The 24,598-nt window shown below is 62.6% G+C and carries 23 protein-coding genes; 6 read left to right on the plus strand and 17 right to left on the minus strand.

All coding sequences use genetic code 11. The features are described 5' to 3' along the window. Positions 1–9: 9 nt before the first annotated feature. Positions 10–1,011: a D-glycerate dehydrogenase gene (locus X730_RS145480; RefSeq protein WP_023703476.1), complete on the minus strand. Its 1,002-nt coding sequence runs from the start codon at positions 1,009–1,011 to the stop codon at positions 10–12. Between the two features lie 157 nt (positions 1,012–1,168). On the opposite strand from X730_RS145480, the gene X730_RS145475 reads away from it, so the two are divergent. Further along, positions 1,169–1,726, plus strand: coding sequence for an SH3 domain-containing protein (locus X730_RS145475; RefSeq protein WP_023669569.1), 558 nt, complete (start codon positions 1,169–1,171; stop codon positions 1,724–1,726). A 13-nt stretch (positions 1,727–1,739) separates the two neighbouring features. On the opposite strand, the gene X730_RS145470 is transcribed toward X730_RS145475, so the two are convergent. Further along, positions 1,740–2,099, minus strand: coding sequence for a DUF4260 domain-containing protein (locus X730_RS145470; RefSeq protein WP_023669568.1), 360 nt, complete (start codon positions 2,097–2,099; stop codon positions 1,740–1,742). A 10-nt stretch (positions 2,100–2,109) separates the two neighbouring features. Next, a complete protein-coding gene (irrA, locus tag X730_RS145465) occupies positions 2,110–2,541 on the minus strand; it encodes an iron response transcriptional regulator IrrA (protein ID WP_031197125.1) in 432 nt (143 codons plus the stop codon). 344 nt (positions 2,542–2,885) lie between these two features. On the opposite strand from irrA, the gene fabA reads away from it, so the two are divergent. From fabA to X730_RS145445, 4 genes are all read left to right on the plus strand, one after another. Then, a complete protein-coding gene (gene fabA / locus X730_RS145460; protein ID WP_023669566.1) occupies positions 2,886–3,401 on the plus strand; it encodes a 3-hydroxyacyl-[acyl-carrier-protein] dehydratase FabA in 516 nt (171 codons plus the stop codon). A gap of 122 nt (positions 3,402–3,523) precedes the next feature. Further along, a complete protein-coding gene (fabB, locus tag X730_RS145455) occupies positions 3,524–4,744 on the plus strand; it encodes a beta-ketoacyl-ACP synthase I (RefSeq protein WP_023669565.1) in 1,221 nt (406 codons plus the stop codon). A gap of 33 nt (positions 4,745–4,777) precedes the next feature. Then, positions 4,778–5,590, plus strand: coding sequence for an enoyl-ACP reductase FabI (gene fabI, locus X730_RS145450; protein ID WP_023669564.1), 813 nt, complete (start codon positions 4,778–4,780; stop codon positions 5,588–5,590). Between the two features lie 183 nt (positions 5,591–5,773). Further along, on the plus strand, positions 5,774–7,327 hold the full coding sequence (locus tag X730_RS145445; protein WP_023669563.1) for a bifunctional diguanylate cyclase/phosphodiesterase: 1,554 nt from the start codon (positions 5,774–5,776) through the stop codon (positions 7,325–7,327). 16 nt (positions 7,328–7,343) lie between these two features. Here X730_RS145445 and X730_RS145440 read toward each other — a convergent pair whose 3' ends face one another. The 10 genes from X730_RS145440 to rimP form a co-directional block, all read right to left on the minus strand. Beyond that, on the minus strand, positions 7,344–8,357 hold the full coding sequence (locus X730_RS145440) for a class I SAM-dependent methyltransferase (protein ID WP_023715304.1): 1,014 nt from the start codon (positions 8,355–8,357) through the stop codon (positions 7,344–7,346). Between the two features lie 85 nt (positions 8,358–8,442). Further along, positions 8,443–10,590 carry a polyribonucleotide nucleotidyltransferase gene (gene pnp, locus X730_RS145435; RefSeq protein ID WP_023682005.1) on the minus strand — a complete coding sequence of 716 codons (2,148 nt, stop codon included), beginning with the start codon at positions 10,588–10,590 and terminating at the stop codon, positions 8,443–8,445. Positions 10,591–10,868: 278 nt separating this feature from the next. Next, on the minus strand, positions 10,869–11,243 hold the full coding sequence (rpsO, locus tag X730_RS145430) for a 30S ribosomal protein S15 (protein WP_280790898.1): 375 nt from the start codon (positions 11,241–11,243) through the stop codon (positions 10,869–10,871). Positions 11,244–11,338: 95 nt separating this feature from the next. Further along, positions 11,339–12,433 carry a magnesium/cobalt transporter CorA gene (corA, locus tag X730_RS145425; RefSeq protein WP_023826819.1) on the minus strand — a complete coding sequence of 365 codons (1,095 nt, stop codon included), beginning with the start codon at positions 12,431–12,433 and terminating at the stop codon, positions 11,339–11,341. Positions 12,434–12,477: 44 nt separating this feature from the next. Continuing rightward, positions 12,478–13,449: a tRNA pseudouridine(55) synthase TruB gene (truB, locus tag X730_RS145420; RefSeq protein ID WP_023826820.1), complete on the minus strand. Its 972-nt coding sequence runs from the start codon at positions 13,447–13,449 to the stop codon at positions 12,478–12,480. Beyond that, positions 13,449–13,868 carry a 30S ribosome-binding factor RbfA gene (rbfA, locus tag X730_RS145415; protein WP_023826821.1) on the minus strand — a complete coding sequence of 140 codons (420 nt, stop codon included), beginning with the start codon at positions 13,866–13,868 and terminating at the stop codon, positions 13,449–13,451. Before rbfA ends, truB begins: the two co-directional genes overlap by 1 nt. Positions 13,869–14,029: 161 nt before the next feature. Further along, positions 14,030–16,591, minus strand: a complete 2,562-nt coding sequence (gene infB, locus X730_RS145410; RefSeq protein WP_023826822.1) for a translation initiation factor IF-2 — start codon at positions 16,589–16,591, stop codon at positions 14,030–14,032. Continuing rightward, positions 16,588–17,238 carry an RNA-binding protein gene (locus tag X730_RS145405; RefSeq protein ID WP_023826823.1) on the minus strand — a complete coding sequence of 217 codons (651 nt, stop codon included), beginning with the start codon at positions 17,236–17,238 and terminating at the stop codon, positions 16,588–16,590. The genes infB and X730_RS145405 overlap by 4 nt, the downstream gene beginning before the upstream one ends. A gap of 38 nt (positions 17,239–17,276) precedes the next feature. Beyond that, positions 17,277–18,872, minus strand: coding sequence for a transcription termination factor NusA (gene nusA, locus X730_RS145400; protein ID WP_023669555.1), 1,596 nt, complete (start codon positions 18,870–18,872; stop codon positions 17,277–17,279). A 47-nt stretch (positions 18,873–18,919) separates the two neighbouring features. Further along, positions 18,920–19,564: a ribosome maturation factor RimP gene (rimP, locus tag X730_RS145395; RefSeq protein ID WP_023669554.1), complete on the minus strand. Its 645-nt coding sequence runs from the start codon at positions 19,562–19,564 to the stop codon at positions 18,920–18,922. A gap of 335 nt (positions 19,565–19,899) precedes the next feature. Here rimP and X730_RS1000000166400 point away from each other — a divergent pair, with 335 nt between their 5' ends. Then, complete coding sequence (locus X730_RS1000000166400; protein ID WP_023669553.1) at positions 19,900–20,064, plus strand: hypothetical protein; 165 nt, start codon at positions 19,900–19,902, stop codon at positions 20,062–20,064. A gap of 42 nt (positions 20,065–20,106) precedes the next feature. Here X730_RS1000000166400 and X730_RS145390 read toward each other — a convergent pair whose 3' ends face one another. From X730_RS145390 to lnt, 4 genes are all read right to left on the minus strand, one after another. Then, positions 20,107–20,808 carry a tRNA (guanosine(46)-N(7))-methyltransferase TrmB gene (locus tag X730_RS145390; RefSeq protein WP_023826824.1) on the minus strand — a complete coding sequence of 234 codons (702 nt, stop codon included), beginning with the start codon at positions 20,806–20,808 and terminating at the stop codon, positions 20,107–20,109. A gap of 137 nt (positions 20,809–20,945) precedes the next feature. Beyond that, the gene (gene metK / locus X730_RS145385; RefSeq protein WP_023826825.1) at positions 20,946–22,211 is read right to left on the minus strand and encodes a methionine adenosyltransferase; all 1,266 of its coding nucleotides are present in this window, start codon (positions 22,209–22,211) and stop codon (positions 20,946–20,948) included. A gap of 221 nt (positions 22,212–22,432) precedes the next feature. Further along, positions 22,433–22,852 carry a helix-turn-helix domain-containing protein gene (locus X730_RS145380; protein WP_023669550.1) on the minus strand — a complete coding sequence of 140 codons (420 nt, stop codon included), beginning with the start codon at positions 22,850–22,852 and terminating at the stop codon, positions 22,433–22,435. A gap of 137 nt (positions 22,853–22,989) precedes the next feature. Next, positions 22,990–24,582 (minus strand): apolipoprotein N-acyltransferase, encoded by a 1,593-nt coding sequence (lnt, locus tag X730_RS145375; protein ID WP_023826826.1) that lies wholly within the window; start codon positions 24,580–24,582, stop codon positions 22,990–22,992. Positions 24,583–24,598: the final 16 nt, after the last annotated feature.

Raw genomic sequence — 24,598 nt, forward strand, 5'->3', positions numbered from 1 at the left:
CGGCCCGCTTCAAGTCCGTAGCGGCAGCACGCGGTCCGGCGGCCGGTGGCCGTCGAAGAAGGCGCGGATGTTGATGATCACCTTCTCGCCCATGTCGATGCGGCCCTCGATCGTCGCAGAACCCATATGCGGCAAAAGCACGACTTTGTTCTTGGCGGCAAGCTTCAGCAGTTTCGAGTTCAGCGCCGGTTCGTGCTCGTAGACGTCGAGGCCGGCGCCGGCGATCTTGCCGTCCTGGATCAGCTTGACCAGCGCTTCCTCGTCGATGATGTCGCCGCGCGCGGTGTTGACCACATAGGCGGTGGGCTGAAGCAGAGCTAGGCGCCGCGCCGAAAGCAGATGAAAGGTCGCCGGCGTCGACGGGCAGTTGATCGAGATGATGTCCATGCGGGCAAGCATCTGGTCGAGGCTTTCCCAATAGGTCGCCTCCAGCCCTTCCTCGACCGCCGGCAGCACGCGATGGCGGTTATGGTAGTGGATCGACAGGCCGAAAGCCTTGGCGCGCCTCGCAACCGCAGTGCCGATGCGGCCCATGCCGACGATACCGAGGCGCTTGCCCCAGATGCGCCGGCCGAGCATCCAGGTCGGCGACCAACCGGCCCATTTCTTGTCGCTGGTGAGCACATTGGCGCCTTCGGCCAGCCGCCGCGGCCCGGCCAGCATCAGCGCCATGGTCATGTCGGCCGTATCTTCGGTCAGCACGTTCGGCGTGTTGGTGACGGTAATGCCTTTCTTGGCCGCCGCCGCCACATCGATCTTGTCGACGCCATTGCCGAAATTGGCGATCAGCTTGAGATTGTCGCCGGCCTGGGCAATCAGCGCCGCATCGATCTGGTCGGTGATGGTCGGCACCAGCACATCGGCTTCCTTGATCGCCGCGACCAGCTCCGGCTGCGTCATCGGGCGGTCCTCGACATTCAGCCTGGCGTCGAAGAGTTCGCGCATGCGGGTCTCGACCGGATCGGGCAGCTTGCGCGTGATGACGACGAGAGGCCGTTTTTTGCCTGCCATTGTTTCCTCGAACCCGATCTCGTTGAGACCTCTTTAACCAAGACAGGCGAAACTGAATACCGGTCGCGGTGCCTGCCACTCCTGTAACAAGCGGTGCCGCCGAAGACAAAGAAAAAGGGGCGCCCGGACCAAAGGGCACGCGCCGAAAGGAATGAAAGTGTCTGGTTTCGCGTCGCTTCGCCTGATCCTCAGCGCAGCGCTTCTCGGCGCTCTCCTGCATTCCCCGCAAGCCGCGGCGCAAGGTGCCGCCGCACCTGTGCAGACGGTCACGCTCGGGCCGAGCGGCCTGCCGCTGCCGCGTTTCGTCAGCCTGAAATCGGCTCGCGTCAACTCGCGCGTTGGCCCCGGCGCCAACTATTCCGTCGACTGGATGTACACAAAGGCCGGCCTGCCGATGGAAATCATCCAGGAATTCGATACCTGGCGGCGGGTGCGCGATGCCGATGGCTCGGAGGGTTGGATCAACCAGTCGCTGCTGTCCGGCCGCCGGACCGCGATCGTCGCCCCTTGGCAACGCACCAAAGGTGGCCGAATCAATCTGCTCGACGATGCCGATAAGGACGCCAGCGTCATCGCCATCATCGAGCCGGGCGTTACGGGCACGATCAAAACCTGCGATGGCCAGTGGTGCGAAATGACCTTCGACGGCCACACCGGCTGGATCGCCCAGTCGCAGGTGTGGGGCGCCTATCCCGGCGAGCACGTCAAGAATTGAGATTGCTGGAGGCCTAACGGCCGATACGGCCGAGATGGGTGTCCTGAAAACCGGTCGACAGTTTGAGACCGTAGCCGAGCGCGCGGTCGACGGCGATGTGGATGATCCAGATCAGACCAATCGCGGTCGCCGTCGAATTGGCCAGAACATATCCGGCGAGGGCCAGCAACAGCGGGACGATCAGGATGTGCAACGCGTTGTAAGCGACAGCGCCGATCCGTGCCCCGGCGAGATAGCCCAGCATCGACAGGTCGGGCGCCAGAATAAGCAGGGCGAACAGCCACCAGGAAACGCCTGACGCGGCATAGGCGACTATAGCCACGACCGCGACCGCAACCCATTCGAGCCGGATTGCAAAATCGACAGGTTTCACGGGTTGGGGCTTAAACGCTGCGCTTCGGGCGCAGCCTCACCACGATGTCGACATTGGCGATCTCCATGCCTGCGGGTGGCTCCGGCAGGTCGGAGACGGTCACCGGACCGCTTTCTATATCGAAGATCCTGTTTTCGCCTTCGATGTAAAAATGATGGTGATCGGAGGTGTTGGTGTCGAAATAGGTCTTGGACCCCTCGACCGCCAGGATGCGCAGCAGGCCGGCCTGGGTGAACTGGTGAAGCGCGTTGTAGACGGTGGCGAGCGAGACCGGCACGCCGGCGGCGACCGCCTCTTCATGCAGTTCCTCGGCCGAAAGGTGGCGGTCGCCCTTGGCAAACAGCAGATCGGCCAGCGCAATGCGTTGGCGTGTCGGCCTAAGGCCGGCTTCGCGAACCCGCTTGTCCACAGCGACATTTTCCTTCCGGCCGCCCAGATCCATCTATCCGTCCAAGCCCACAGTTCTGCCTCAAGACACGCCCAGAGTGGCGAAAAAACGTCATCAACCGAAACTGGATACCTCCCGACATATATTCTGTTGGCGGAATACGATCAATAGAGCGACGTGCGTCCAGTTGGACGCACTAAGTGCGCTCTATCGCTTTTTTGGCGTCGCATCGTGCTTTCCGGAATCGAGATCGATTTCGGGCCGATGCGAGAGCGCGCATTGACCCGGGCAGACGGGCGGGTTAAGCGCAAACGCCGGTTTCCGGACCGAAAGGGATTGTGTTAGGAAACCAACGACAAGGGCGCCCCACCGCCCGGGACATTATGGGGACGAGACATATGGCGGGTTCGAAATCCAGCTACGGTTATGAGGAATTGCTTGCCTGCGCCCGCGGCGAGCTGTTTGGGCCCGGCAACGCCCAGCTGCCCTATCCGCCGATGCTGATGTTCGACCGCATCACCGAGATCAGCGAGACCGGCGGCGCCCACGACAAGGGCTTCATCCGCGCCGAATTCGACATCAAGCCGGACCTGTGGTTTTTCGCCTGCCATTTCATCGGCAATCCGATCATGCCGGGGTGCCTGGGCCTCGACGCCATGTGGCAATTGACGGGTTTCTACCTCGGCTGGCTCGGTGAGCCGGGCAAGGGCATGGCGCTGTCGACCGGCGAAGTGAAGTTCAAGGGGATGGTGACGCCTTCGGTCAAGAAAGTGGAATACGGCATCGATTTCAAGCGCGTCATGCGCGGACGCCTGGTTCTCGGCATCGCCGATGGCTGGCTTAAAGCCGACGGCGAACCCATATACGCGGCGACAGACCTCAAAGTGGGGCTGTCCAAGCAATCGGCCGCCTGACCGGCGCCACTGCAGCAGGGCGTTCCCGGACGCGCAACGACGCTGCGGCATTTTGGTTTTGCGTATGATCGCCGGCGAAAACCGACTAGGGTTTCGGGATCATCCGCTGGAAGGAGTTGCGAATGAGAAGGGTCGTCGTCACAGGCCTCGGCATCGTATCGTCGATCGGCAACAACGCCAACGAGGTGCAATCCTCGCTCCACGATGCCAAATCAGGCATCAGCTTCTCCGATTCCTTCGCCGAACACGGCTTCCGCTGCCAGGTCTGGGGCGCGCCGACGCTCGACCCGACCCCTATGATCGACCGGCGCGCCATGCGCTTCCTGAGCCAGGGCGCGGCCTGGAACCATGTCGCGATGGACCAGGCGATCGCCGACGCCGGGCTTGGCGAAAGCGACATCACCAATGAGCGCACCGGCATCGTCATGGGCTCGGGTGGCCCCTCGACCCGCACCATCGTCGAGGCGGCCGAGACCACGCTCAAGAACAACAGCCCCAAGCGCATCGGTCCGTTCGCGGTGCCGAAGGCGATGTCGTCGACCGCGTCGGCGACGCTCGCCACCTGGTTCAAGATCCACGGCGTCAACTATTCGATCTCGTCGGCCTGCTCGACCTCGGCGCATTGCATCGGCAACGCCTACGAACTGATCCAGTGGGGCAAGCAGGATGTGATGTTTGCCGGCGGCCATGAGGACCTCGACTGGACGATGTCGGACCTGTTCGATGCCATGGGGGCGATGTCGTCGAAGTATAACGACAAGGCGTCAACAGCTTCCCGCGCGTATGACGCCAATCGCGATGGCTTCGTCATCGCGGGCGGCGCGGGCGTCCTCATCCTGGAGGAGCTCGAACACGCCAAGGCGCGCGGCGCCAAGATCTACGCTGAGATCGTCGGCTATGGCGCGACGTCGGACGGTTACGACATGGTGGCGCCGTCGGGCGAAGGCGCGGTGCGCTGCATGCGCCAGGCTCTGGCGACGGTGTCCGCGCCGGTCGACTACATCAACACCCACGGCACCTCGACGCCGGTCGGCGATTCCCGGGAAATGGGCGCCATCCGAGAGGTGTTCGGCGACACGATGCCGTTCATCACCTCGACCAAGTCGCTGACCGGCCATTCCCTTGGTGCCGCCGGCGTACAGGAATCGATCTACTCGATCCTGATGATGCAAGGCGGCTTCATCGGCGAGAGCGCCCATATCGAAAACCTCGATCCCGAATTCGAGGGCATGCCGATCGTGCGCAAGCGCATCGACGACGCCAGGATCGACACGGTTTTGTCCAACTCGTTCGGCTTCGGTGGCACCAACGCAACGCTGATTTTCCAGCGCTATTCCGCATAAGGCTAGCGTTTTATTGTAGGGGGATTGCCGGCCATGGACGGACTGATGAAGGGCAAGCGCGGGCTTGTCATGGGCGTCGCCAACGATCATTCGATCGCCTGGGGCATCGCCAGGAAATTGTCCGAACACGGGGCGGAGCTTGCCTTCACCTATCAGGGCGACGCCTTCGGGCGCCGCGTCAAGCCGCTTGCCGAGAAACTTGGGGCGTCACTGGTGGTGCCGTGCGACGTCGAGGACAGCGCATCGGTCGCCGCCACCTTCGAGACGCTCGGCAAGGAATGGGGCGGGCTCGACTTCGTCGTCCACGCCATCGGCTTTTCCGACAAGAACGAGCTCAAAGGGCTCTACGCCGACACCAGCCGCGACAATTTCGTCCGCACCATGGTCATCTCCTGCTACTCCTTCACCGAGGTCGCCCGCCATGCCGCCCCGCTGATGAGCGAAGGCGGCGCGATGATCACGCTGACCTATGCCGGCTCTGTCCGCGTCATGCCGAACTACAACGTCATGGGCGTCGCCAAGGCCGGGCTGGAAGCCAGCGTGCGCTATCTCGCCAACGATTATGGCCCGCGCGGCATCCGGGTGAACGGCATATCGGCGGGACCTGTGCGTACTTTGGCCGGCGCCGGAATCTCGGACGCCCGCCACATGTACTCCTACCAGCAGCGCAACTCGCCGCTGCGCCGCACGGTGACCATCGACGAGGTCGGCGGCTCGGCGCTCTATCTTTTGTCCGACCTCTCGTCAGGCGTCACCGGCGAAATCCATTATGTGGATTCCGGCTATCACATCGTGTCGATGCCAACCCTGGATGAGTTGAAGCAGACCGACAGCGTACGCGATTAACTCACCAGTAAAATTAGATGCATCGGCGGAAACTCATTTTAAGGAGATATCCGCTAGAAGTCTTATGGGCTTGGGCTCTGCGCGTTCTTGCTGGGCGCAAAGGATGCTTTAGCCTTTATGAATTTGCGCTTGATATTTCCGAAAGTCGAGTTGATTTCGGGATCATGCGACAGGGACTGAGCAATGCCTGCTGTCAGCAACCCGAAGCGAACACCTGTGTTCCGGCTGCTCACCGTCGCCAGTTCGGGCCTTGGCAGTTTCATCCTTGGGCTTTGGGGCCTCCGGCATGGTTTCGGGGACGGCTTTGCCGGCATGCAGGCGGAAACCATGATCGGCATCGCGTCGGCGCTATGCGCGCTGGCCGCCGCCGGTGCTGCCTTGTCCTTCTTCGCCGGCGTCGATGAATCGGTGGACTACGTTTTCAACGAAACCCATTTCGACAAGCTGACCGGGCTTTTTGCGCGGCCGGCGATGGTCGGCAGGATTGCCGACGCGGCGTCCGCGACGATCAGGACCGGTGAGCCGGTGTTCCTCATCGACATCGACATCGACCGCTTCAAGCAGATCAACGACGCCATCGGCTACAGCCATGGCGACGAACTGATCCGCGGCTTCACCAAGCGGTTGAAGGCCTGCATGCCCGAAGGCGCGGTGATGGGGCGCATCGGCGCCGGCGAGTTCGCTATCCTTGTCTGGGAACACCAACTCCAAAGGTCCATGGAAAGCACCGTCGAAACCATGATCGAGGAGATGCTGAAGCCGTACCAGCTCGATTCCCACCTGCAGTCGGTCGGCCTGTCGGTCGGCATCGTGGCGATGCCAAAGGATGGCGTCGATCCGGTCCTCATCCTGCGCCGCTCCAACCTGGCGCTGCAGAATGCCCGCGCCGGCGGCGTGGGCAACTGGTCGGTCTTCCATTCCGACATGGGCCAGGTCGCCGACTACCGCCACTGGATCGAATCCGAACTGCACATCGCCTTCGTCCGTGGCGATTTCGACCTTCACTACCAGCCGCAGCTCGACCTGCCGACCGGCCGTATCGTCGGCTACGAGGCGCTGATCCGCTGGAAGCACCCGGAACGCGGCATGATCCCGCCGATGGAATTCATTCCGATCGCCGAAGAGACCGGCATGATCCACCCGATCGGCAATTGGGTGCTGAACAAGGCCTGCAGCGATGCCCGTCATTTGCCCGAGGACTGCTTCGTTGCCGTCAACATCTCGCCGGTCCAGTTCATGACCAAGGATTTCGTCGGCATCGTGCGCGATACGATGGCCAGCACCGGCATCAAGCCGTCGCGGCTGGAGCTCGAAGTGACCGAGACGGCGATGATGCAGGACCGCGACCGCGCCGCCACCATCCTGCAGCAGCTTGCCGACATGGGCATTTCGGTGGCCGTCGACGATTTCGGCACCGGCTATTCCAATCTCAGCTACCTGATCGACTTCGCCTTCGGCAAGCTGAAGATCGACCGCTCCTTCGTCAGCCGCATCGACACCGATTCGAATTCGGGCGCCGTCGTCTCTACCATCGTCGGCCTGTCGCGGGCGCTCGGCGTCGGCATCATCGCCGAAGGCGTCGAGACCGAGAACCAGGCGACGCTTTTGCGAGCAGCTGGTTGCGAGATGGTGCAGGGCTATCTGTTCGGCAGGCCGGCGCCGCTCAAGATCAAGCCTGGCGATATCAGACCGACCATTCCCGTCCACGAGCCGGCGCGCATCGTCAGCATGCATTGAGGCGACCGGCACCGTCCTATCGGCGCGCGGAGAAAACCTTGAACATGCCGTCGCGGGCGAGCTCGGCATGGCTGGAGAAGACGGCCTTCAGAACCGGTTCGTAAGGCAGCTGACGGTTCGCCACCATGAACAGCCGCCCGCCCGGCTTCAGCGCCTTGCCCGCCGCCTGGATCATGCCGGCGCCGATTTCCGGCTCGGCCGCCCGGCTGCGATGGAAGGGCGGGTTCATGACGATGGCATCATAGCGCCGCTCGACCGGCTCGCTCAGCAGATCGGTCCAAAAGAAGCCGGGCTCGAAGCCTGTCTGGCCGATATTGCCCTTGGCCGCCTCAAGCGCGTCGAAATCCGCTTCGTAAAGGTCGAGCCCCGTTATACCGGATGAACGTGCCGCGACCTCGGCGGCGACATAACCCCAGCCGGCGCAGAAATCAGCAATGTTGCCGCGCAGGTCTTTGGGCAGGTTGTCGACCAGAAGTTTCGAGCCGGCGTCGATCCGGTCGAAGGAGAACATGCCCGGCGCAGTGCGGAAGCGGTCCTCTACGACCAAGGCAGGATTGGCGACGCGCAGTTTTTCCGCAGGCGCCAGATCGACCGGACGGCGAAGCCAGAAGGCGATGCCGTGATATTTCGGCAGATGCCCTTCGATGGGGACAAGCTCGTCGATGCGCTTGCGCAGGCTGGCGATGCCTTCGTCCTTACCGCCGGCGACAATGATCAGACCGCCCGGCGTGACGCGTTCGATCGCCTCGGCAATACGCATCTCGTTTAGCCCACGATGGCGGCCGGCAAGCACGAGCGCTGCATCGAATGCATCGCCTTCCGAGCGGGGCGTTACCTTGTGACCGGCACGCTCCAGCGCTCGGAGATGCGGCCGGAAACCCTGTGCAAGATGGAGCTCTGCCTCGAAGCCTTCCGGCAAGCGGAAGCCGGGCTCCGCACCCAGGAACAACACACGCTCGCCCTTTTGCGGCAGAGGGAGCCCCTCGGCCTCGAAGGGATGGAACAGTGTCTTCAGCGGCTCAGCGGCCATTCTTCGATTCTCATGTCGTAGACGGGTATTAAACGAAAACGGGCGCGACATAAGCCGCGCCCGTTCAACTCTATTGTCAGACCACTCAGGCGGCGTTTTCTTCGCCTTCGGCCTTCTTGTCGCGGGCGATTTCCTTGCCGGTGGCCTGGTCGACGACCTTCATCGACAGGCGGACCTTGCCGCGCTCGTCGAAGCCCATCAGCTTGACCCAGACCTTGTCGCCTTCCTTGACGACGTCCGAGGTCTTGGCGACCCGGTCGTTGGCAAGCTGCGAGATGTGGACGAGGCCGTCACGCGGACCGAAGAAGTTGACGAAAGCGCCGAAGTCGGCGGTCTTGACGACCGTGCCTTCGTAGATTTCGCCGACTTCCGGCTCGGCGACGATGGTATGGATCCACTTCTTGGCCGCCTCGATCTCCTTGGCGTTCGACGAAGCGATCTTGACCGTGCCGTCGTCCTCGATGTTGATCTTTGCGCCGGTCTTCTCGACGATCTCACGGATAACCTTGCCGCCGGAGCCGATCACGTCGCGGATCTTGTCGGTCGGGATGTGCATGACCTCGATGCGCGGTGCGAACTCACCGAGTTCGGGGCGGGCGCCGGTCAGAGCATGCGCCATCTCGCTGAGGATATGCTGGCGGCCGTCCTTGGCCTGGTCCAGCGCGATCTTCATGATCTCCTCGGTGATGCCCTCGATCTTGATGTCCATCTGCAGCGAGGTGATGCCGCCTTCGGTACCGGCAACCTTGAAGTCCATGTCGCCGAGGTGATCTTCGTCACCCAGGATGTCGGACAGAACCGCGAAGCGCTCGCCTTCCTTGATCAGGCCCATCGCGATACCAGCAACCGGCTTGGCCAGCGGAACGCCGGCATCCATCAGCGCCAGCGATGTGCCGCAGACGGTGGCCATCGACGACGAACCGTTGGACTCGGTGATCTCCGAGACGACGCGCAGCGTGTAGGGGAACTGGTCCGCGCTCGGCAGCATCGGACGGATGGCGCGCCAGGCGAGCTTGCCGTGGCCGATTTCGCGGCGGCCCGGCGAACCCATGCGGCCGGTCTCGCCGACGGAGTAGGGAGGGAAGTTGTAGTGAAGGAGGAACTTCTCCTTGTACATACCGGTCAGCGAATCGACATACTGCTCGTCCTCGCCGGTGCCCAGCGTGGCAACGACCAGCGCCTGGGTCTCGCCGCGGGTGAACAGCGCCGAACCGTGCGTGCGCGGCAGGACGCCGACTTCCGAGACGATCTTGCGGACAGTCTTGAGGTCACGGCCATCGATGCGCGAACCGGTGTCGAGGATGTTCCAGCGCACGACCTTGGCCTGGAGTTCCTTGAACACCGAACCGATCTGCTCGGAGGTGTACTTGGCGTCTTCGCCTTCAGCCGGGGCAAACGCAGCCTTGACCTTCGCCTTGACGGCGTCGACGGCAGCGTAACGCTTCTGCTTGTCGACGTTCTTGTAGGCATTGCTGAGCTCGTCGCCGACGATCTTCAGCATTTCGGCTTCAAGCGCGGAGTAGTCCGGCGCCGTGAAATCGCGCGGCTCCTTGGCGGCAACTTCGGCCAGCTTGATAATGGCGTCGATCACCGGCTGGAAGCCCCTGTGGCCGAACATGACGGCGCCGAGCATCAGCTCTTCGCCGAGTTCCTTGGCTTCGGACTCGACCATCAGCACGGCGTCGGCGGTGCCGGCGACAATGAGGTCGAGCCTGGATTCCTGCATCTCATCGACATGCGGGTTGAGCACGTATTCGCCGTTGATGTAGCCGACTCGGGCGCCGCCGATCGGGCCCATGAAGGGAACGCCCGACAGCGTCAAAGCGGCCGAGGTGGCGACGATCGACAGGATATCGGGATCGTTCTCGAGGTCATGCTGGACGACGGTGACGACGATCTGGGTGTCGTTCTTGTAGCCGTCGGCGAAGAGCGGGCGGATCGGGCGGTCGATCAGGCGGGAAACCAGCGTTTCCTTTTCGCTCGGACGTCCCTCGCGCTTGAAGTAGCCGCCGGGGATCTTGCCGGCGGCGTAGGTCTTTTCCTGGTAGTTGACGGTCAGCGGGAAGAAATCGAGGCCTGGCTTCGGCTCCTTCATCGAAACGACGGTGGCGAGAACCTTGGTTTCGCCGTAGGTCGCAAGCACCGCGCCGTCAGCCTGACGTGCGATCTTGCCGGTTTCCAGGATGAGCGGACGGCCGCCCCATTCGATTTCCACTTTGTGGTAGTTGAACATATCTTGTCCTTAATAAGCGGAAAGGGCCGCGCCGTTTCACGGTGCGCGGATGCCCTTTCCCTTGCTTCCTTTCTCGGGCAGCCACGGGCAAGACAACGGGAAGCTCGGGTAGATTTCGGCACTGGTTAGCGCACGAGCGTCCTGCAATCCTGCCCCATGACCGTCCATGGGCGGTTTCGAGTGGCCTCTGCGCGCTCGAAACCGGGTCTAGCCAATCGATGCGACTGGCAGAATGCGCGACCGGCGGGCTCTCCTTCGAAAGCCCGCCGGTCAATTCGTCAACGGCGCAGACCGAGCTTCTCGATCAACGTCTGATAGCGCGCGTCATCCTTGCGCTTGAGATAATCAAGCAGGCTGCGGCGCTGGGAGACGAGAGCGAGCAGACCACGGCGGGAATGGTTATCCTTCTTGTGGTCCTTGAAGTGGTCGGTCAGGTTCTTGATGCGCTCGGAAAGGATGGCCACCTGGACTTCCGGAGACCCGGTATCGCCCTTGGCGGTTGCGAATTCACCCATCAATTCCTGTTTGCGCTCGGCAGTAATCGACATCGTGTTTTTCCTTATCTGTTTGAGGAAACGGGTCGCCCTCAGCCGGGATGTCGTCCAGCAGGGGCCGGTGCAAGCAAAGCGACATGGCGCGATGCTGCGGCGCATATAGGGCAATTCCCCGGAAAACACCAGCCCATTCATAAAGCCGGCTTGTCGCAGCCCTTTGCTCGGGAATCCAGGATTCCCCTGACACCGAAACCTTACAGCCACTTCTTGCTTTTGAAGAAGACGATCAGCCCGACAGCAACGGCCAGCATGAACAGCAGCGAAGCCGGGTAGCCATAGTAGGCTTTCAGTTCCGGCATGTTCCACGGCGAGCTCTCGGGATCGAAATTCATCCCCCAGATACTGACCAGGAAGGTTAGCGGCATGAAAATCACCGAGACGATGGTGAGATAAGAGATCACATCGTTGGTGCGTGCCTGGCTCAGCGACAAATGCATTTCGATCAAGCCGGTCAGCATATCACGCTGGTTCTCGACCAGCTCGATCAGCCGCAATGCGTGGTCGAGCGTGTCGTTGAAGAAGATTTTCGTCTCCGGCTTCACATAGGGCACGTCGTTGCGGATCAGCGTCGCCAGCGCGTCGCGCATCGGCCACAGCACGCCCTTGAGCACATTGGCGTCGCGCCGCAATTCGTGCAGCTGGCGCATCTGATGCTTGTGAGGCGTGTTGAGCATCTCGTCCTCGATGCCATCGACCTCCTCGCTAGCGGCCTCAATCGGCGGGAAATAGCTGTCGACGATGGAGTCGATGAGCGCATAGGCCAGATAGTCGGCGCCGCGCATCCGCAAGCGGTTGGGCAACGCTGCGGCGATGCGCTTGCGCACGGGGTCGAACGGATCGCCTTCGCGCTCCTGGAAGGTGACGACGAATTTCTTGCCGAAGAACACCGCGATCTGCTCATAGCGATGCACCTTGACGTCGTCGATCATGCGCATGACGACGAAGGCGTGGTCCTCGAAGAAGTCGACCTTCGGCCGCTGGCCGGTGTTGACGACATCTTCCAGAGCCAGTGGATGCAGGTTGAAGATCCGGCCGATCTCCTCGATCAGCTGGATGTTGGCGAGACCGGTGCAGTCCAGCCAGACGACCGGCCAGTTGTCGCAATGGGTGTTGAGATCGTCGATGCTGGCATCGTTGATGGTCTTGAATTTTTCAGGCGAAATCAGCGTCAGCCGCAGCTCGGACCGTCGCGCCGCCGGATCGGCGATCAGCGTGCCGGGCGAGGCGCCAACCGGCGGCCGGCGCGTTGTCACCGGCGCCCGCTTCTTCACCGCCTCAGCCTTTGCCATGTGCCCCTCGGATGTGACGTCGACGTAAGACTAGACGAGAGTGGTCAGCCGACAAAGACCCGCTTCGGCTTGAACATGCCTTGCTCGATGGCGCCGATGGCGACAAGCTTGCCGCGCGCGGTGGCGCAGGCTTCCTCGGCTTCCACGGGCGCGTCGCGGCCGCGGATGATGACGGGATTACCAAGGCGGATTTTCGTCGCCGCTTCGTCGCTGATGGCAATCTGCGGCAGGCAGTCGAGCGCGGCGGCCGTGTCGACAAGCAGCGCATCGATGGCGCCGAAGTCGATCGGCGCATCGGCAACATCGGCGTCGCCCTCTCCGTCAGCTTCGCGCTGTTCGCCGAAACGGGCGACTTCCAGTTCGGCGAGGGTGACGAAATCCTCCTGGGTGAACGGCTCGACCTCGACCCGGCGCAATTCGGCGATATGACCGAAGCAGCCGAGGTCGCGGCCCATGTCGCGGGCCAGCGAGCGCACATAGGTGCCCTTGCCGCATTCGACCTCGAACAAAGTGTGGTCGGCAGCGTGCTCGACGATGTCCAGACGGCCGATCTCGATCTCGCGCGCGGGGATGTCGACTGTCTCGCCCCCACGGGCGAGATCGTAGGCGCGTTCGCCTGATATCTTGATGGCCGAGAATTGCGGCGGTGTCTGCATGATGACGCCGGTGTAGTTCGGCAGCAGCGCCCTGACATCGTTTTCCGCCGGACGGCGGTCGGAACTTTGCGTCACCAGGCCTTCGAGATCGTCGGTCGAACGCTCCTCGCCCCAGGCGACGGTGAACCGGTAGATTTTGGCGCCGTCCTGCACATAAGGCACGGTCTTGGTTGCCTCGCCGAGCGCGATCGGCAGCATGCCAGAGGCCAGCGGGTCGAGCGTGCCGGCATGGCCGGCCTTTTCGGCCTGGAAAAGCCATTTGATCTTGGAGACGGCTTCGGTCGAACCCATGCCAACCGGCTTGTCCAGCACCACCCAGCCGGAGATCGGCCGTCCCTTCTTCTTGCCGCGGCGCCCCACTATTTCTCGTCCTTGTCGTTGTCTTCGCCATCGGCACCCAAGTCTCGCGCGACTTCGGGCGATTTCAGCAAATCGTTGATCCTGGCGTAATTGTCGAAGGACGTATCGAGCTTGAAGCGGAACTCCGGCATGAACTTCATCTGGCGGAGCGCGCCGGAGACGCGGCCACGGACGAACTTCGCATGCTTGTTGAGCGCGTCGATGACCGCACCCGTGTCCTTGGCGCCGAGCGGCGAAACGAAGGCCGTTGCGACCCTCAGATCAGTCGACATGCGCACTTCCGAGACCGAAACCACGGTGTTCTCGATCAGCGGGTCGATAATCTCGCCGCGCTGCAAGGTTTCCGACAGCGCATGGCGCACCTGTTCGGCGACGCGAAGCATGCGCTGGGATGGGCTGGAGGCGGTTGGACGGGGCATTTTTCTCAATCCGGAAAGCGTGAGGCGCGGGATGGGACCGTGCCGCATGTCTCATACTTGTTTCTATGCATGTCGTTTATCCCGCACTTTTGGGCGACAGGCATTAAAGTTAGAGCGGCGGTCTTTCGACCACCGCCCGGTCGTATCGACAGTATACGAACTCAGAGCGTCCGGGTCACCATCTCGACGCGGAAGCACTCGATGATGTCGCCAACGCGCATGTCCTCGTAGTTCTGGAAGGCCATGCCGCACTCCTGGCCGCCCGGAACTTCCGCGACTTCGTCCTTGAAGCGCTTGAGGGTCTTCAGCGTGCCTTCATGGATGACGACATTGTCGCGGATCAGGCGCACGCCCGCTCCACGCTCGACCTTGCCTTCGGTGACACGGCAGCCGGCGATCTTGCCGACCTTGGTGATGTCAAAGATCTCGAGGATCTCGGCATTGCCGATGAAGGTCTCGCGGCGTTCCGGCGACAGCAGGCCGGAAAGTGCTGCCTTCACATCGTCGACGAGGTTGTAGATGATCGAGTAGTAGCGGATTTCGATGCCCGCGGCCGCCGCGGCCGCACGTGCCTGCACGTTGGCACGGACGTTGAAGCCGATGATCGCGGCCCCCGAGGTCTCCGCCAGCGACACGTCGCTTTCGGTGATGGCGCCGGCGCCGGCATGAACGATGCGCGCACGCACCTCGTCGGTGCCAAGCTTGTCGAGAGCCGCGTTGATCGCCTCGATCGAACCCTGCACGTCGCCCTTGATGACCAGCGGGAATTCCTTCAACCCGCTCGTCTGCAGCTGCGACATCATCTGTTCGAGCGAGCCGCGCTGGCCGGCATGGCGAGCCACTGCCTTCTCGCGCGCCAGACGCTGGCGATATTCGGTGATCTCACGGGCGCGGGCCTCGTTGTTGACGACAGCGAAGCGGTCGCCGGCTTGCGGCGTGCCTTGCAGGCCGAGCACCTCGACCGGCATTGCCGGCGGCGCCTCCTTGATCTGCTCGCCATGGTCGTTGACCAGCGCGCGCACCCGGCCCCATTCGTTGCCGGCGACGAGGATGTCGCCCGGCATCAAAGTGCCGGTCTGCACCAGTACGGTGGCGACGGGGCCACGGCCCTTGTCGAGCTGGGCTTCGATGACCACGCCCTCGGCGGTACGGTCCGGATTGGCCTTGAGGTCGAGGATTTCGGCCTGCAGCAGGATCGCCTCGAGCAGCTTGTCGAGGTTGGTGCCCTTGGTCGCCGACACTTCGACGTCCAGCACTTCACCGCCCATCGATTCGACGAACACCTCATGGCGCAGCAGTTCCGACCGCACCTTCTGCGGATCGGCATCATGCTTGTCGATCTTGTTGATCGCCACGATGATCGGAACGCCGGCCGCCTTGGCATGGCTGATCGATTCGATGGTCTGCGGCATGACGCTGTCGTCGGCCGCCACCACCAGGATGGCGATGTCGGTCGCCTGAGCGCCGCGGGCGCGCATCGCCGTGAAGGCGGCGTGACCGGGCGTGTCGATGAAGGTGATCTTCTGACCGTTCTTCTCGACCTGGTAGGCGCCGATATGCTGGGTGATGCCGCCGGCTTCGCCGGAGACGACATTGGCATTGCGGATGGCGTCGAGCAGCGAGGTCTTGCCGTGGTCGACATGGCCCATGATGGTCACGACAGGCGGCCGCGACACCAGGTCCTCGGCATTGTCGGCAATGTTGAACAGGCCTTCCTCGATGTCGGACTCGGCGACGCGGCGGACCGTGTGGCCGAATTCGGTGGCGACCAGCTCGGCCGTGTCGGCGTCGATGATGTCGCCCGGCTTCAGGATCTGGCCCTGCTTCATGAAGTACTTAACCACATCGACAGCGCGCTCGGACATGCGCTGCGCCAGTTCCTGGATGGTGATCGTTTCAGGCAGGATCACTTCGCGCATAACCTTCTCGCGCGGCTCATTATGCATCGCGCGCTTGAATTTTTCCTGGCGGCGACGCATCGACGACAGCGAGCGGGCGCGCGCGTCCTCGTCGGAAAGCGCCGTGTTGAGGGTCAGCTTGCCGCGACGACGGTCTTCCTCGGCCTTGGTCGGCTTGGCCGGGCGCGCCACTTCGGGCGTAACCGGACGGCGTACCGGGGCGCCGGCGGCGGTGCGCTTCGGCTTGACCTCTTCCTCGTCGTCCGATGCCACAAGCTCGGCAGCCTGCGGCGCGCGGCGGCGCGCTTCTTCCTCGGCGCGGCGGCGGGACTCGGCCTCGGTCTGCAGGCGGGCTTCTTCCTCGGCCTGACGGCGCGCGGATTCCTCGCGCTCGCGCTTGCGGCGTTCCTCATCCTCGTTGCGGCGCTTGGCCTCTTCGATGGCGCGTTGGCGGTCCTCGACGTCGCGAACCTTGGAGCCTTCGAGCGCCCTGCGGCGCGCTTCCATTTCATTGCGCGACAGTTCGTTCAGCACCATGCCGCCGCGTTCGGCCGGGGGCGGAGGCGGCGCCTTGGGCGCTTCCTGCACGACGGGGGCTGCCACTACCGCGGGCTTGGGCGTAAATACGGGTGCAGCCACCGGCTCCGGCTTGTCGCCGGGCATGGAGAATTTACGCTTCTTGATCTCGACCTGGACCTGCTTGGTGCGGCCATGCGAGAAATTCTGTCGCACGACGCTCTGCTCGGTACCGGGGCGCTTCAGCGTCAAGGTCTTCTTCGGTGTAACACTCAACGTCTTATCGTCGCCCGATTTCGTATCGCTCATTCCATATCCTCTGCAGCATCATCTTCGTCAGCAACGGCCGCAAGCATTGCCAGATCGTCGGGGGTTCCGCCCCGATATCGGTCGAGCGCAACCATGCGCCTCTCAACCGCCTTGCCCGCGTCTCCCGCGAGAACGGCAGCATGTATCACATTTGTACCCCCCAATGCCAAGCTCAACTCGGCCTCGGAGAAAAGTTTGTAGGCAAGGACTGCCGGCCCGCCGAGGTGGACAGTTGCCCGCCGCGCCTGACTGATCTTGCGCACGCCATCGTCGGATGCCTCGGTCGCGTGGAGCACGAAAAGCGCCGACCCCGAGCGCACCGCGCTCTCGACCTTGGTTGCGCCGAGTGCGATCGAGCCAGCCTTGCGGGCAAGGCCAAGCATACCCAAAGCGGATCGTGCAAGCAGTCCGTCGACCATGCCGCCGAGATCGGGCGGCACGACGACCTGCGCCTTGAAGGCGCGGGCAAACAGGTTCTTCGCCGCCGCCTTGTCGATATGTAGGCGGTCGGCGCTCACCCAACAACCACGGCCGGGCAGATTTCTCTTCAGGTCAGGAACGACGGACGAATCCGGGCCGACGACGAAACGGATCAGTTCATCCGGCTCGGCTTGCTTGCGCGTGACGATGCAGGTGCGATCGTTCATCTCGTCCTGGGGCGGGTTGTGTGCGATGCGGTTTCACCTCACGCACCAACGGCTTCGTCAGCCGGGACCTGTTCGGCTGCAAGCTCGTCTTCTGTGATCCAGCCGGCCTTGAGGCGGGCTGCCAGAACCATCTGCTCGGCGTCAGCGCGCGACACGCCGTGATTGGCGAGCACACCCGGGAATACCTTGGTCTCGCCGTCCTTGCGTTCCTTCCAGCCGGTCAGGTCGTCGGCGGCATAGCCGGCGAAATCCTCGATCGTCTTCACGCCATCCTCGCCGAGCGTCACCATCATGGCGGTGGTGACCCCAGGGATCTCGCGCAGTTCGTCGGTGACGCCCAGCGCCTTGCGCTTGTCGTCATGCTCGGCTTCGATCTTCTCCAGATATTCGCGGGCGCGGGTCTGGATCTCCGAAGCGGTGTCTTCGTCGAAACCGTCGATCGAGGCGATCTCGCCCGAATCGACGTAGGCAACTTCCTCGACGCTGGTGAAGCCTTCGGAGGCCAACACCTGGCCGACCATCTCGTCGACATCAAGGGCTTCCATGAACAGCGACGAGCGTTCGACGAATTCCTTCTGGCGGCGCTCGGACTCCTCGGCCTCGGTCAGGATGTCGATGTCCCAGCCGGTGAGCTGCGAGGCAAGACGCACGTTCTGGCCGCGACGGCCGATGGCCAGCGACAGCTGGTCGTCGGGAACCACCACTTCGATGCGCTCGGCATCCTCGTCGAGCACCACCTTGGCGACTTCCGCCGGCTGCAGCGCGTTGACGATGAAGGAGGCGGCCGAAGGCGACCACGGAATGATGTCGATCTTTTCGCCCTGCAATTCGCCGACCACGGCCTGGACGCGGCTGCCGCGCATACCGACGCAGGCGCCGACCGGATCGATCGACGAGTCACGCGAAATGACGGCGATCTTAGCGCGCGAGCCTGGGTCGCGGGCGACCGACTTGATCTCGATGATGCCGTCATAGATTTCCGGCACTTCCATGGTGAAGAGCTTGGCCATGAACTGCGGATGGGTGCGCGACAGGAATATCTGCGGGCCGCGCTGTTCGCGGCGCACGTCGTAGACATAGGCGCGGACGCGGTCGCCGTACTTGTAGTTTTCACGCGGGATCAGCTCGTCGCGGCGGATAATCGCCTCGCCACGGCCGAGATCGACGATGACGTTGCCATATTCGACGCGCTTGACGGTGCCGTTGACGATCTCGCCGATGCGGTCCTTGTATTCGTCGTACTGGCGGTCGCGCTCGGCCTCGCGCACTTTCTGCACGATGACCTGCTTGGCTGACTGGGCGGCGATGCGGCCGAAATCCATTGGCGGCAGCTGTTCGGCGATGAAGTCGCCAAGCTGGGCGTCCGGATTGCGCTCGCGGGCCGAGGAAATGGCGATCTGGGTGGCGTAGTCGTCGACCTTCTCGACCACTTCCATCAGCCGCTGCAGCTTCATCTCGCCGGTGTTGGCGTTGATGTCGGCGCGGATGTTGGTTTCCTGGCCGTAGCGCGAGCGAGCGGCCTTCTGGATCGCATCAGCCATGGCGGCAATGACGATCGACTTGTCGATCGACTTTTCACGCGCCACCGCGTCGGCGATCTGCAGCAGTTCAAGTCTGTTGGCGCTTACAACCATCTTATTTCTCCCGAGCTTGTTGCCGAGCTTTTAGGCCCGGCCGCTCATCATAGTTCCTGTTCGATTTCGTCTTCCGCGCCGCCTTCAGCACCTTCGGGTGCATCATCAGCTTCGCCGCGGCGTTTCTTGGCTTCCTTGCGTTCCCGGTTGTCCTTCGAAAGGGCATCGCGAATAAGGTCGTCGGTGAGGATCAGCCGCACATCGGCGATCGCGTCATAAGGAATGCGAACCGTCGGCTCTTCGCCGTAGGCGGCCTTGTCGCGCTCGAGCAGCATGTCGTCTTCGCCGGCTTCGGCGATCTTGCCCTTGAAGCGCTTGCGGTCGGCGACCGGCACCGAGGTTTCCATCTTCACCAGATGGCCGGTCCAGGTGACGAAATCCGACTTGCGTACCAGCGGCCGGTCGATGCCCGGCGACGACACTTCGAGATGATAGGCCTTCTCGATCGGGTCATCGACGTCGAGCGCCGGCGACACAGCGCGGCTGACCTCTTCGCAATCCTCGACGGTCATGGTGCCGTCCTCGCGTTCGGCCATGATCTGCAGCGTCAGGCCGTTCTGGCCCGACAGATGCACCCGCACGAGGCGGAAGCCAATGCCTCGCAACACCGGCTGAACGATCAGCGCGATGCGCGCATCGATACCGCTTTCGCGGATGATGCGGTCGTCGGCTTCGCTTGCCGTTGCAGTCATGCGGTTCCTGTCGTTCTCTGGATCAGGATGATCGTCGTCCCGAACCATCTCTTTGCTGATGGCTGACCGGCAGGTAATAAAAAAGAGCGGGACCGGGTGGACCCACTCTTCGTCATACCGACCAAGAATTTGAGGCTGATATAGACGATCCCGGCCGGTGTTTCAAGTCTGTTGACGGGCCGGGCAGAGTGCAGCCGGGGACGGCTGGCAGGATTGCGCGCGGCGCATGCCGGCTATGCGGTAACGGCCCTGTGATCCCGGATTTCACATCCCTATCTATGTTGCACTGCACAAATCAAAGATGAGCGCGCGGTGGCGCGCGAAAGGTCAAGACAATGAGCAACCGTACCGTGTTTTCCGCCATAGGCGACGCCTTTGCCCTGTTCGGCAGCGCCGTTGCCGCCTCGCGGGCCGTCGAAGCCGGCCGCAAGCCGCGCGCCAACGATCTGCGCCGGCTCGGCATGGACCCGACCGCTTTCGGCAAGATCGGCCGTTTCTGAAGCCAGACCGGCTGTCGATGCGGGACACTTTCCCGCATCGAACTATTTTCTGATGAAGGTGAGATAGGCCGGCCGTCGGCCCTCGCGAATGGCTTTTGCCTCGTAGCGTGTGCCCGGCCAGCCTTCATAGGGCCGATGCCAGTCGGCCCCATCTTGCACCTGCCAGAGGAGCCCGCCATGCGCCCGGCAGTGCAACAAGGTCCAGTTCACATAGGTGTCGATGTCGGAGGCGAAGCGGAAGCTTCCGCCCGGCTTCAGCACGCGCGCGAACCGATCGAGGTTGAGCGGGCTGACAAAGCGCCGCTTCCAGTGCTTTTTCTTCGGCCAGGGATCGGGATAGAGCAGATCGATGCCGTCGAGCGACGCCTGCGGCAGCCAATCGAGCAGGCGCGTGGCGTCGTCGTCATGGACGCGAAGATTGGCAAGCGGCTTTTCCCGCACCGCCATCATCAGCTTGGCCATGCCGTTGACGAACGGCTCGGCACCGATGAAGCCGGTCGCCGGTGCCTCCGTGGCACGGTGCAGCAGATGCTCACCGCCGCCGAAGCCGATTTCCAGCCGAACCGTTGAAACATCCGCTGAGAATAGCGCGCGCAATTCTGCCGGTGCCTGGACGGAGAGGTCGAGGCCATAGGCCCCAAGACCGCTTTCCAGCGCCGCCGCCTGCTGCGGGCGAATGGTCTTGCCGTGCCGGCGGCCGAAGAACCCTTCGGTCGCGCGGCTCCGCCTGTCCTGTGGATCCATGGCCTGGTCGCGCCGCGCTTAGATTGAGATGAGATTTGGGATTGAGATGAGATTTGGCTGAAATCTCATCTCAATCTAATCCTTTGTTGGAGCATGATCTTTTCCAAAAAACCGGTACCCACTTTTTGGAATCATGCCTAAGCAGCGATCGCGTCCTTGAGCGCCTTGGCCAGATCGGTCTTTTCCCAGGAGAAGGACCCGTCTCGGCCGGCCTTGCGGCCGAAATGGCCGTAGGACGAGGTCTTTGCGTAGATCGGCTTGTTGAGGTCGAGATGCCTGCGGATGCCGGATGGCGACAAATCCATCACCGTGCGCAGCGCTTCCTCGAGCTTGGCCTCGTCGACCTTGCCGGTGCCGTGCAGGTCGACATAGACCGACAGCGGCTGAGCAACGCCGATGGCGTAGGACAGCTGGATGGTGCAGCGGTCGGCGAGCTTGGCCGCCACCACATTTTTGGCGAGATAGCGCGCCGCGTAGGCGGCGGAGCGGTCGACCTTGGTGGTGTCCTTGCCGGAGAAGGCGCCGCCGCCGTGCGGGGCAGCACCACCGTAGGTGTCGACGATGATCTTGCGGCCGGTCAGGCCGGCGTCGCCGTCCGGCCCACCGATGACGAACTTGCCGGTCGGGTTGATGTACCACATGCAATCGTCGGCGATCTTGAGGTCGCCGAGCGCCTCACGGATGTAAGGCTCAACGACCTTGCGGACCTTCTTGGAATCCCAGGTCGCGTCGAGATGCTGCGTCGATAGCACGATCTGAGTCGCTTCGGCGGCCTTGCCATCGACATAGCGAACGGTGACCTGGCTCTTGGCGTCGGGTCCGAGCTTGCCGGCTTCGCCGTTGTTTTCGTGACGGGCAGCGGCGAGCAGTTCGAGAATCTTGTGGCTGTAATAGATCGGCGCCGGCATCAGATCCGGGGTCTCGCGGCAGGCATAGCCGAACATGATGCCCTGGTCGCCGGCACCCTCTTCGCCCTGGCGGTCGGCGGCGCTGTCGACGCCCTGGCCGATGTCGGGCGACTGGCCGTGCAGCAGAACCTCGATCTTTGCCGTCTTCCAGTGGAAGCCGGCCTGCTCGTAGCCGATTTCGCGGATCGCCTTGCGGGCGACCGACTTGAACTTGGCCGGGTTGACGACCGAATGCCCGGCGGCGTCCTTGAGGATGTTGCCGGCTTTGTCCCGCTTCAGCAGAGTATCGGGAACCCTTACTTCGCCGGCGATGACGACGCGGTTGGTGGTTGCGAGCGTCTCGCAGGCGACGCGGACTTTCCATGGGTCCATGCCGGTCTTCTTGGCCTCGCGATAGACCAGATCGACGATCTCGTCCGAGATGCGGTCACAGACTTTATCGGGATGACCCTCGGCCACGGATTCCGAGGTGAAGAAGTAGTTCTGCCGCGTCACGGGTGTCCCCTCTTGAAAAAACGATCGGCAGGGCTGCCGATTTGGCGCGCCACGTGTTAACGGTGCCGGGCGCCGCTCGTCAAGCGGTGCCGCGGTTCTGGCATGAGTGCCGCAGCAATATATCTTGTACCACCGGCGGCTTGGCGCCGCCGGCAGTCGAGCCTCTGGGCTACTCGGGCCCAGGGGATTACTGGGGCCAATGGGTCAATCGACCCACCGAATCACTCGGCATCTTCGGCAGAAAGGGACTTCACAAGGTCGATAATCCGGCGGCGCACCTTCACATCCGCGATCTTGACGAACGCGCGGTTGAGCTGAAGCCCTTCCGGACTGCCGCAGAATTCGACGGCGAAAGCCATCGAAGTGTCCTCGGCAAATCCTCTATTACCCACCGGCTCCTGCCCTGGCGCATCCTCGAAAAAGAAGGCGACAGGCACGCTGAGTATCGAGGCTATTGCCTGCAGACGGCTGGCGCCGACGCGGTTCGTTCCTTTTTCATATTTTTGGATCTGCTGAAACGTAATACCGAGATTTTCACCAAGCTTTTCCTGGCTCATTCCAAGCATATTGCGCCGAAGGCGGACGCGACTTCCGACATGGATGTCGATCGGATTCGGTTTCTTCTTGTTTTCTTCTGTCATTTTTTCCTCGCCGAATTTTTCCGGCCTTTTCTATTTTTCTCGCCCAAACGAAGCCGGAGCCAACTGCCCCAACAGAAACACCAACCGACTTCGAGAAAATTAGGCGGTAACAGTATGAGTTTCTAATGTGTCGACTGTCAATTCACCCGTAGCCGTTGCCTTACGTTCAAGCTGAGGGCGATTGCGGCAAACACCAACATGATCAGCATTCCGTTAATGCGCCGCCGCGCGGCGGAGATGAAGGCTTGGCCGGAGATCGGCACCCGCACGTCGATGGCGCCACGTGCATCGACCGCCAATGCGTCGACGATGCGTCCCCGCGTATCGACAACGGCGGAAATGCCGTTGTTGGCGGCGCGCAACAGCGGCAATCCGTTTTCCACCGCGCGAATCTGAGCCTGCCTGAAATGCTGGTACGGCCCGGGCGTGTCGCCGAACCATGCGTCGTTGGTGACGTTTACAATAAGCTGGGATGACGTTGCGTCAACAGCCACCAGATCAGGAAAGATCACCTCGTAGCAAATAAACGGCAAGGCGCTGATGCCGCCGGGCAGAGCGATCGGATGGCGCTCGTTGCCGGCGGCGAAGTTCATCGGCCCGGCGACGAGTTGTCCGATGCCGAAGCGGCTGAGCAGACCGGAAAACGGCAGATACTCGCCGAACGGCACCAGATGGACCTTGTCGACGGCATCAGCGATTTCGCCCCTGTCGTCGATCGCCACCACCGAATTGTAGTAGCGGCTGTCGGCATCCGCCCCCGATCCGCGCTCCTCGCGCACTACGCCGGCAATCAGCATCTGACCAGGCTGCAGCATGTCGCCGAGCGCGGTCAGCGCGTCCGGACGCTCGGTGAACAGGAACGGTACCGAGGTCTCCGGCCACAGGATAAGTTGCGGTTTGTCATGACCGGGATCGGGCGCTGCGGCCGACAGGCCCATCATCGTGGCGAAGATGCGGTCGCGCACCGAGGCGTCCCATTTTTCGCTGAGGTCGACATCCGGTTGCACGATGCGGACATCGAGAGTGCGGGTTGTCGGCTTGTCGGGGGTCGCGAGCCTGACATAGCCGAAGCCGGCATGGGCGGCGACGAGCATGGCAAGCAGGACCACACCGAGACGGACATGCCGGCGTGCTGCAAGCAAGGCCGGCATGGCGAAGACAAAGACCGCCAGCGCGTTCATGCCGACCATGCCGGTCACCGACACGCTTTGCATCAACAGCGGCACGGGCATCGCCGCATAACCCACGGCATTCCAGGGAAAGCCGGTGAACAGGAAGCCGCGCAGCCATTCCGTCAGGCCAAAAGCAAAGGCAAGGGCGGCAATGCGGCCAATATCGTTGGTCCATAACAGCCGCGCGACGACGGTGGCGAAGCCGTAGAAAAATGCCAGCGCCAAAGGAATGCCTACGACCGCGAAGGGTAAGGCCCAGGCGAAACTGTCGGCCTCGACCAGAAGCGCCTCGCCGATCCACCATAGGCCGGCGAGGAAATAGCCGAAGCCGAACCACCAGCCGATGGCAAAAGCCGGCCGCAGGCGCCTGAGCCAGCCGTCGGAAGCCTCGCCGGTGGCGCCGTCGAGCAGCCAGACCAGCAGTGGAAACGAGACGAAACAGACGGCGAAGAAATCGTAAGGCGCCTGGGCGAGCACCGCCAGCGCCCCGGCAAGAAACGCCACCAGCGCGCGCCGCCAGCCCCAAAGCAGAATTATCCGGCCGGCAAGGCGCTCCATACAGACTTCCCAGGTC

It is taken from the genome of Mesorhizobium sp. L103C131B0, assembly GCF_000502275.1.
In the GTDB taxonomy this organism is placed as follows: Bacteria; Pseudomonadota; Alphaproteobacteria; order Rhizobiales; family Rhizobiaceae; genus Mesorhizobium.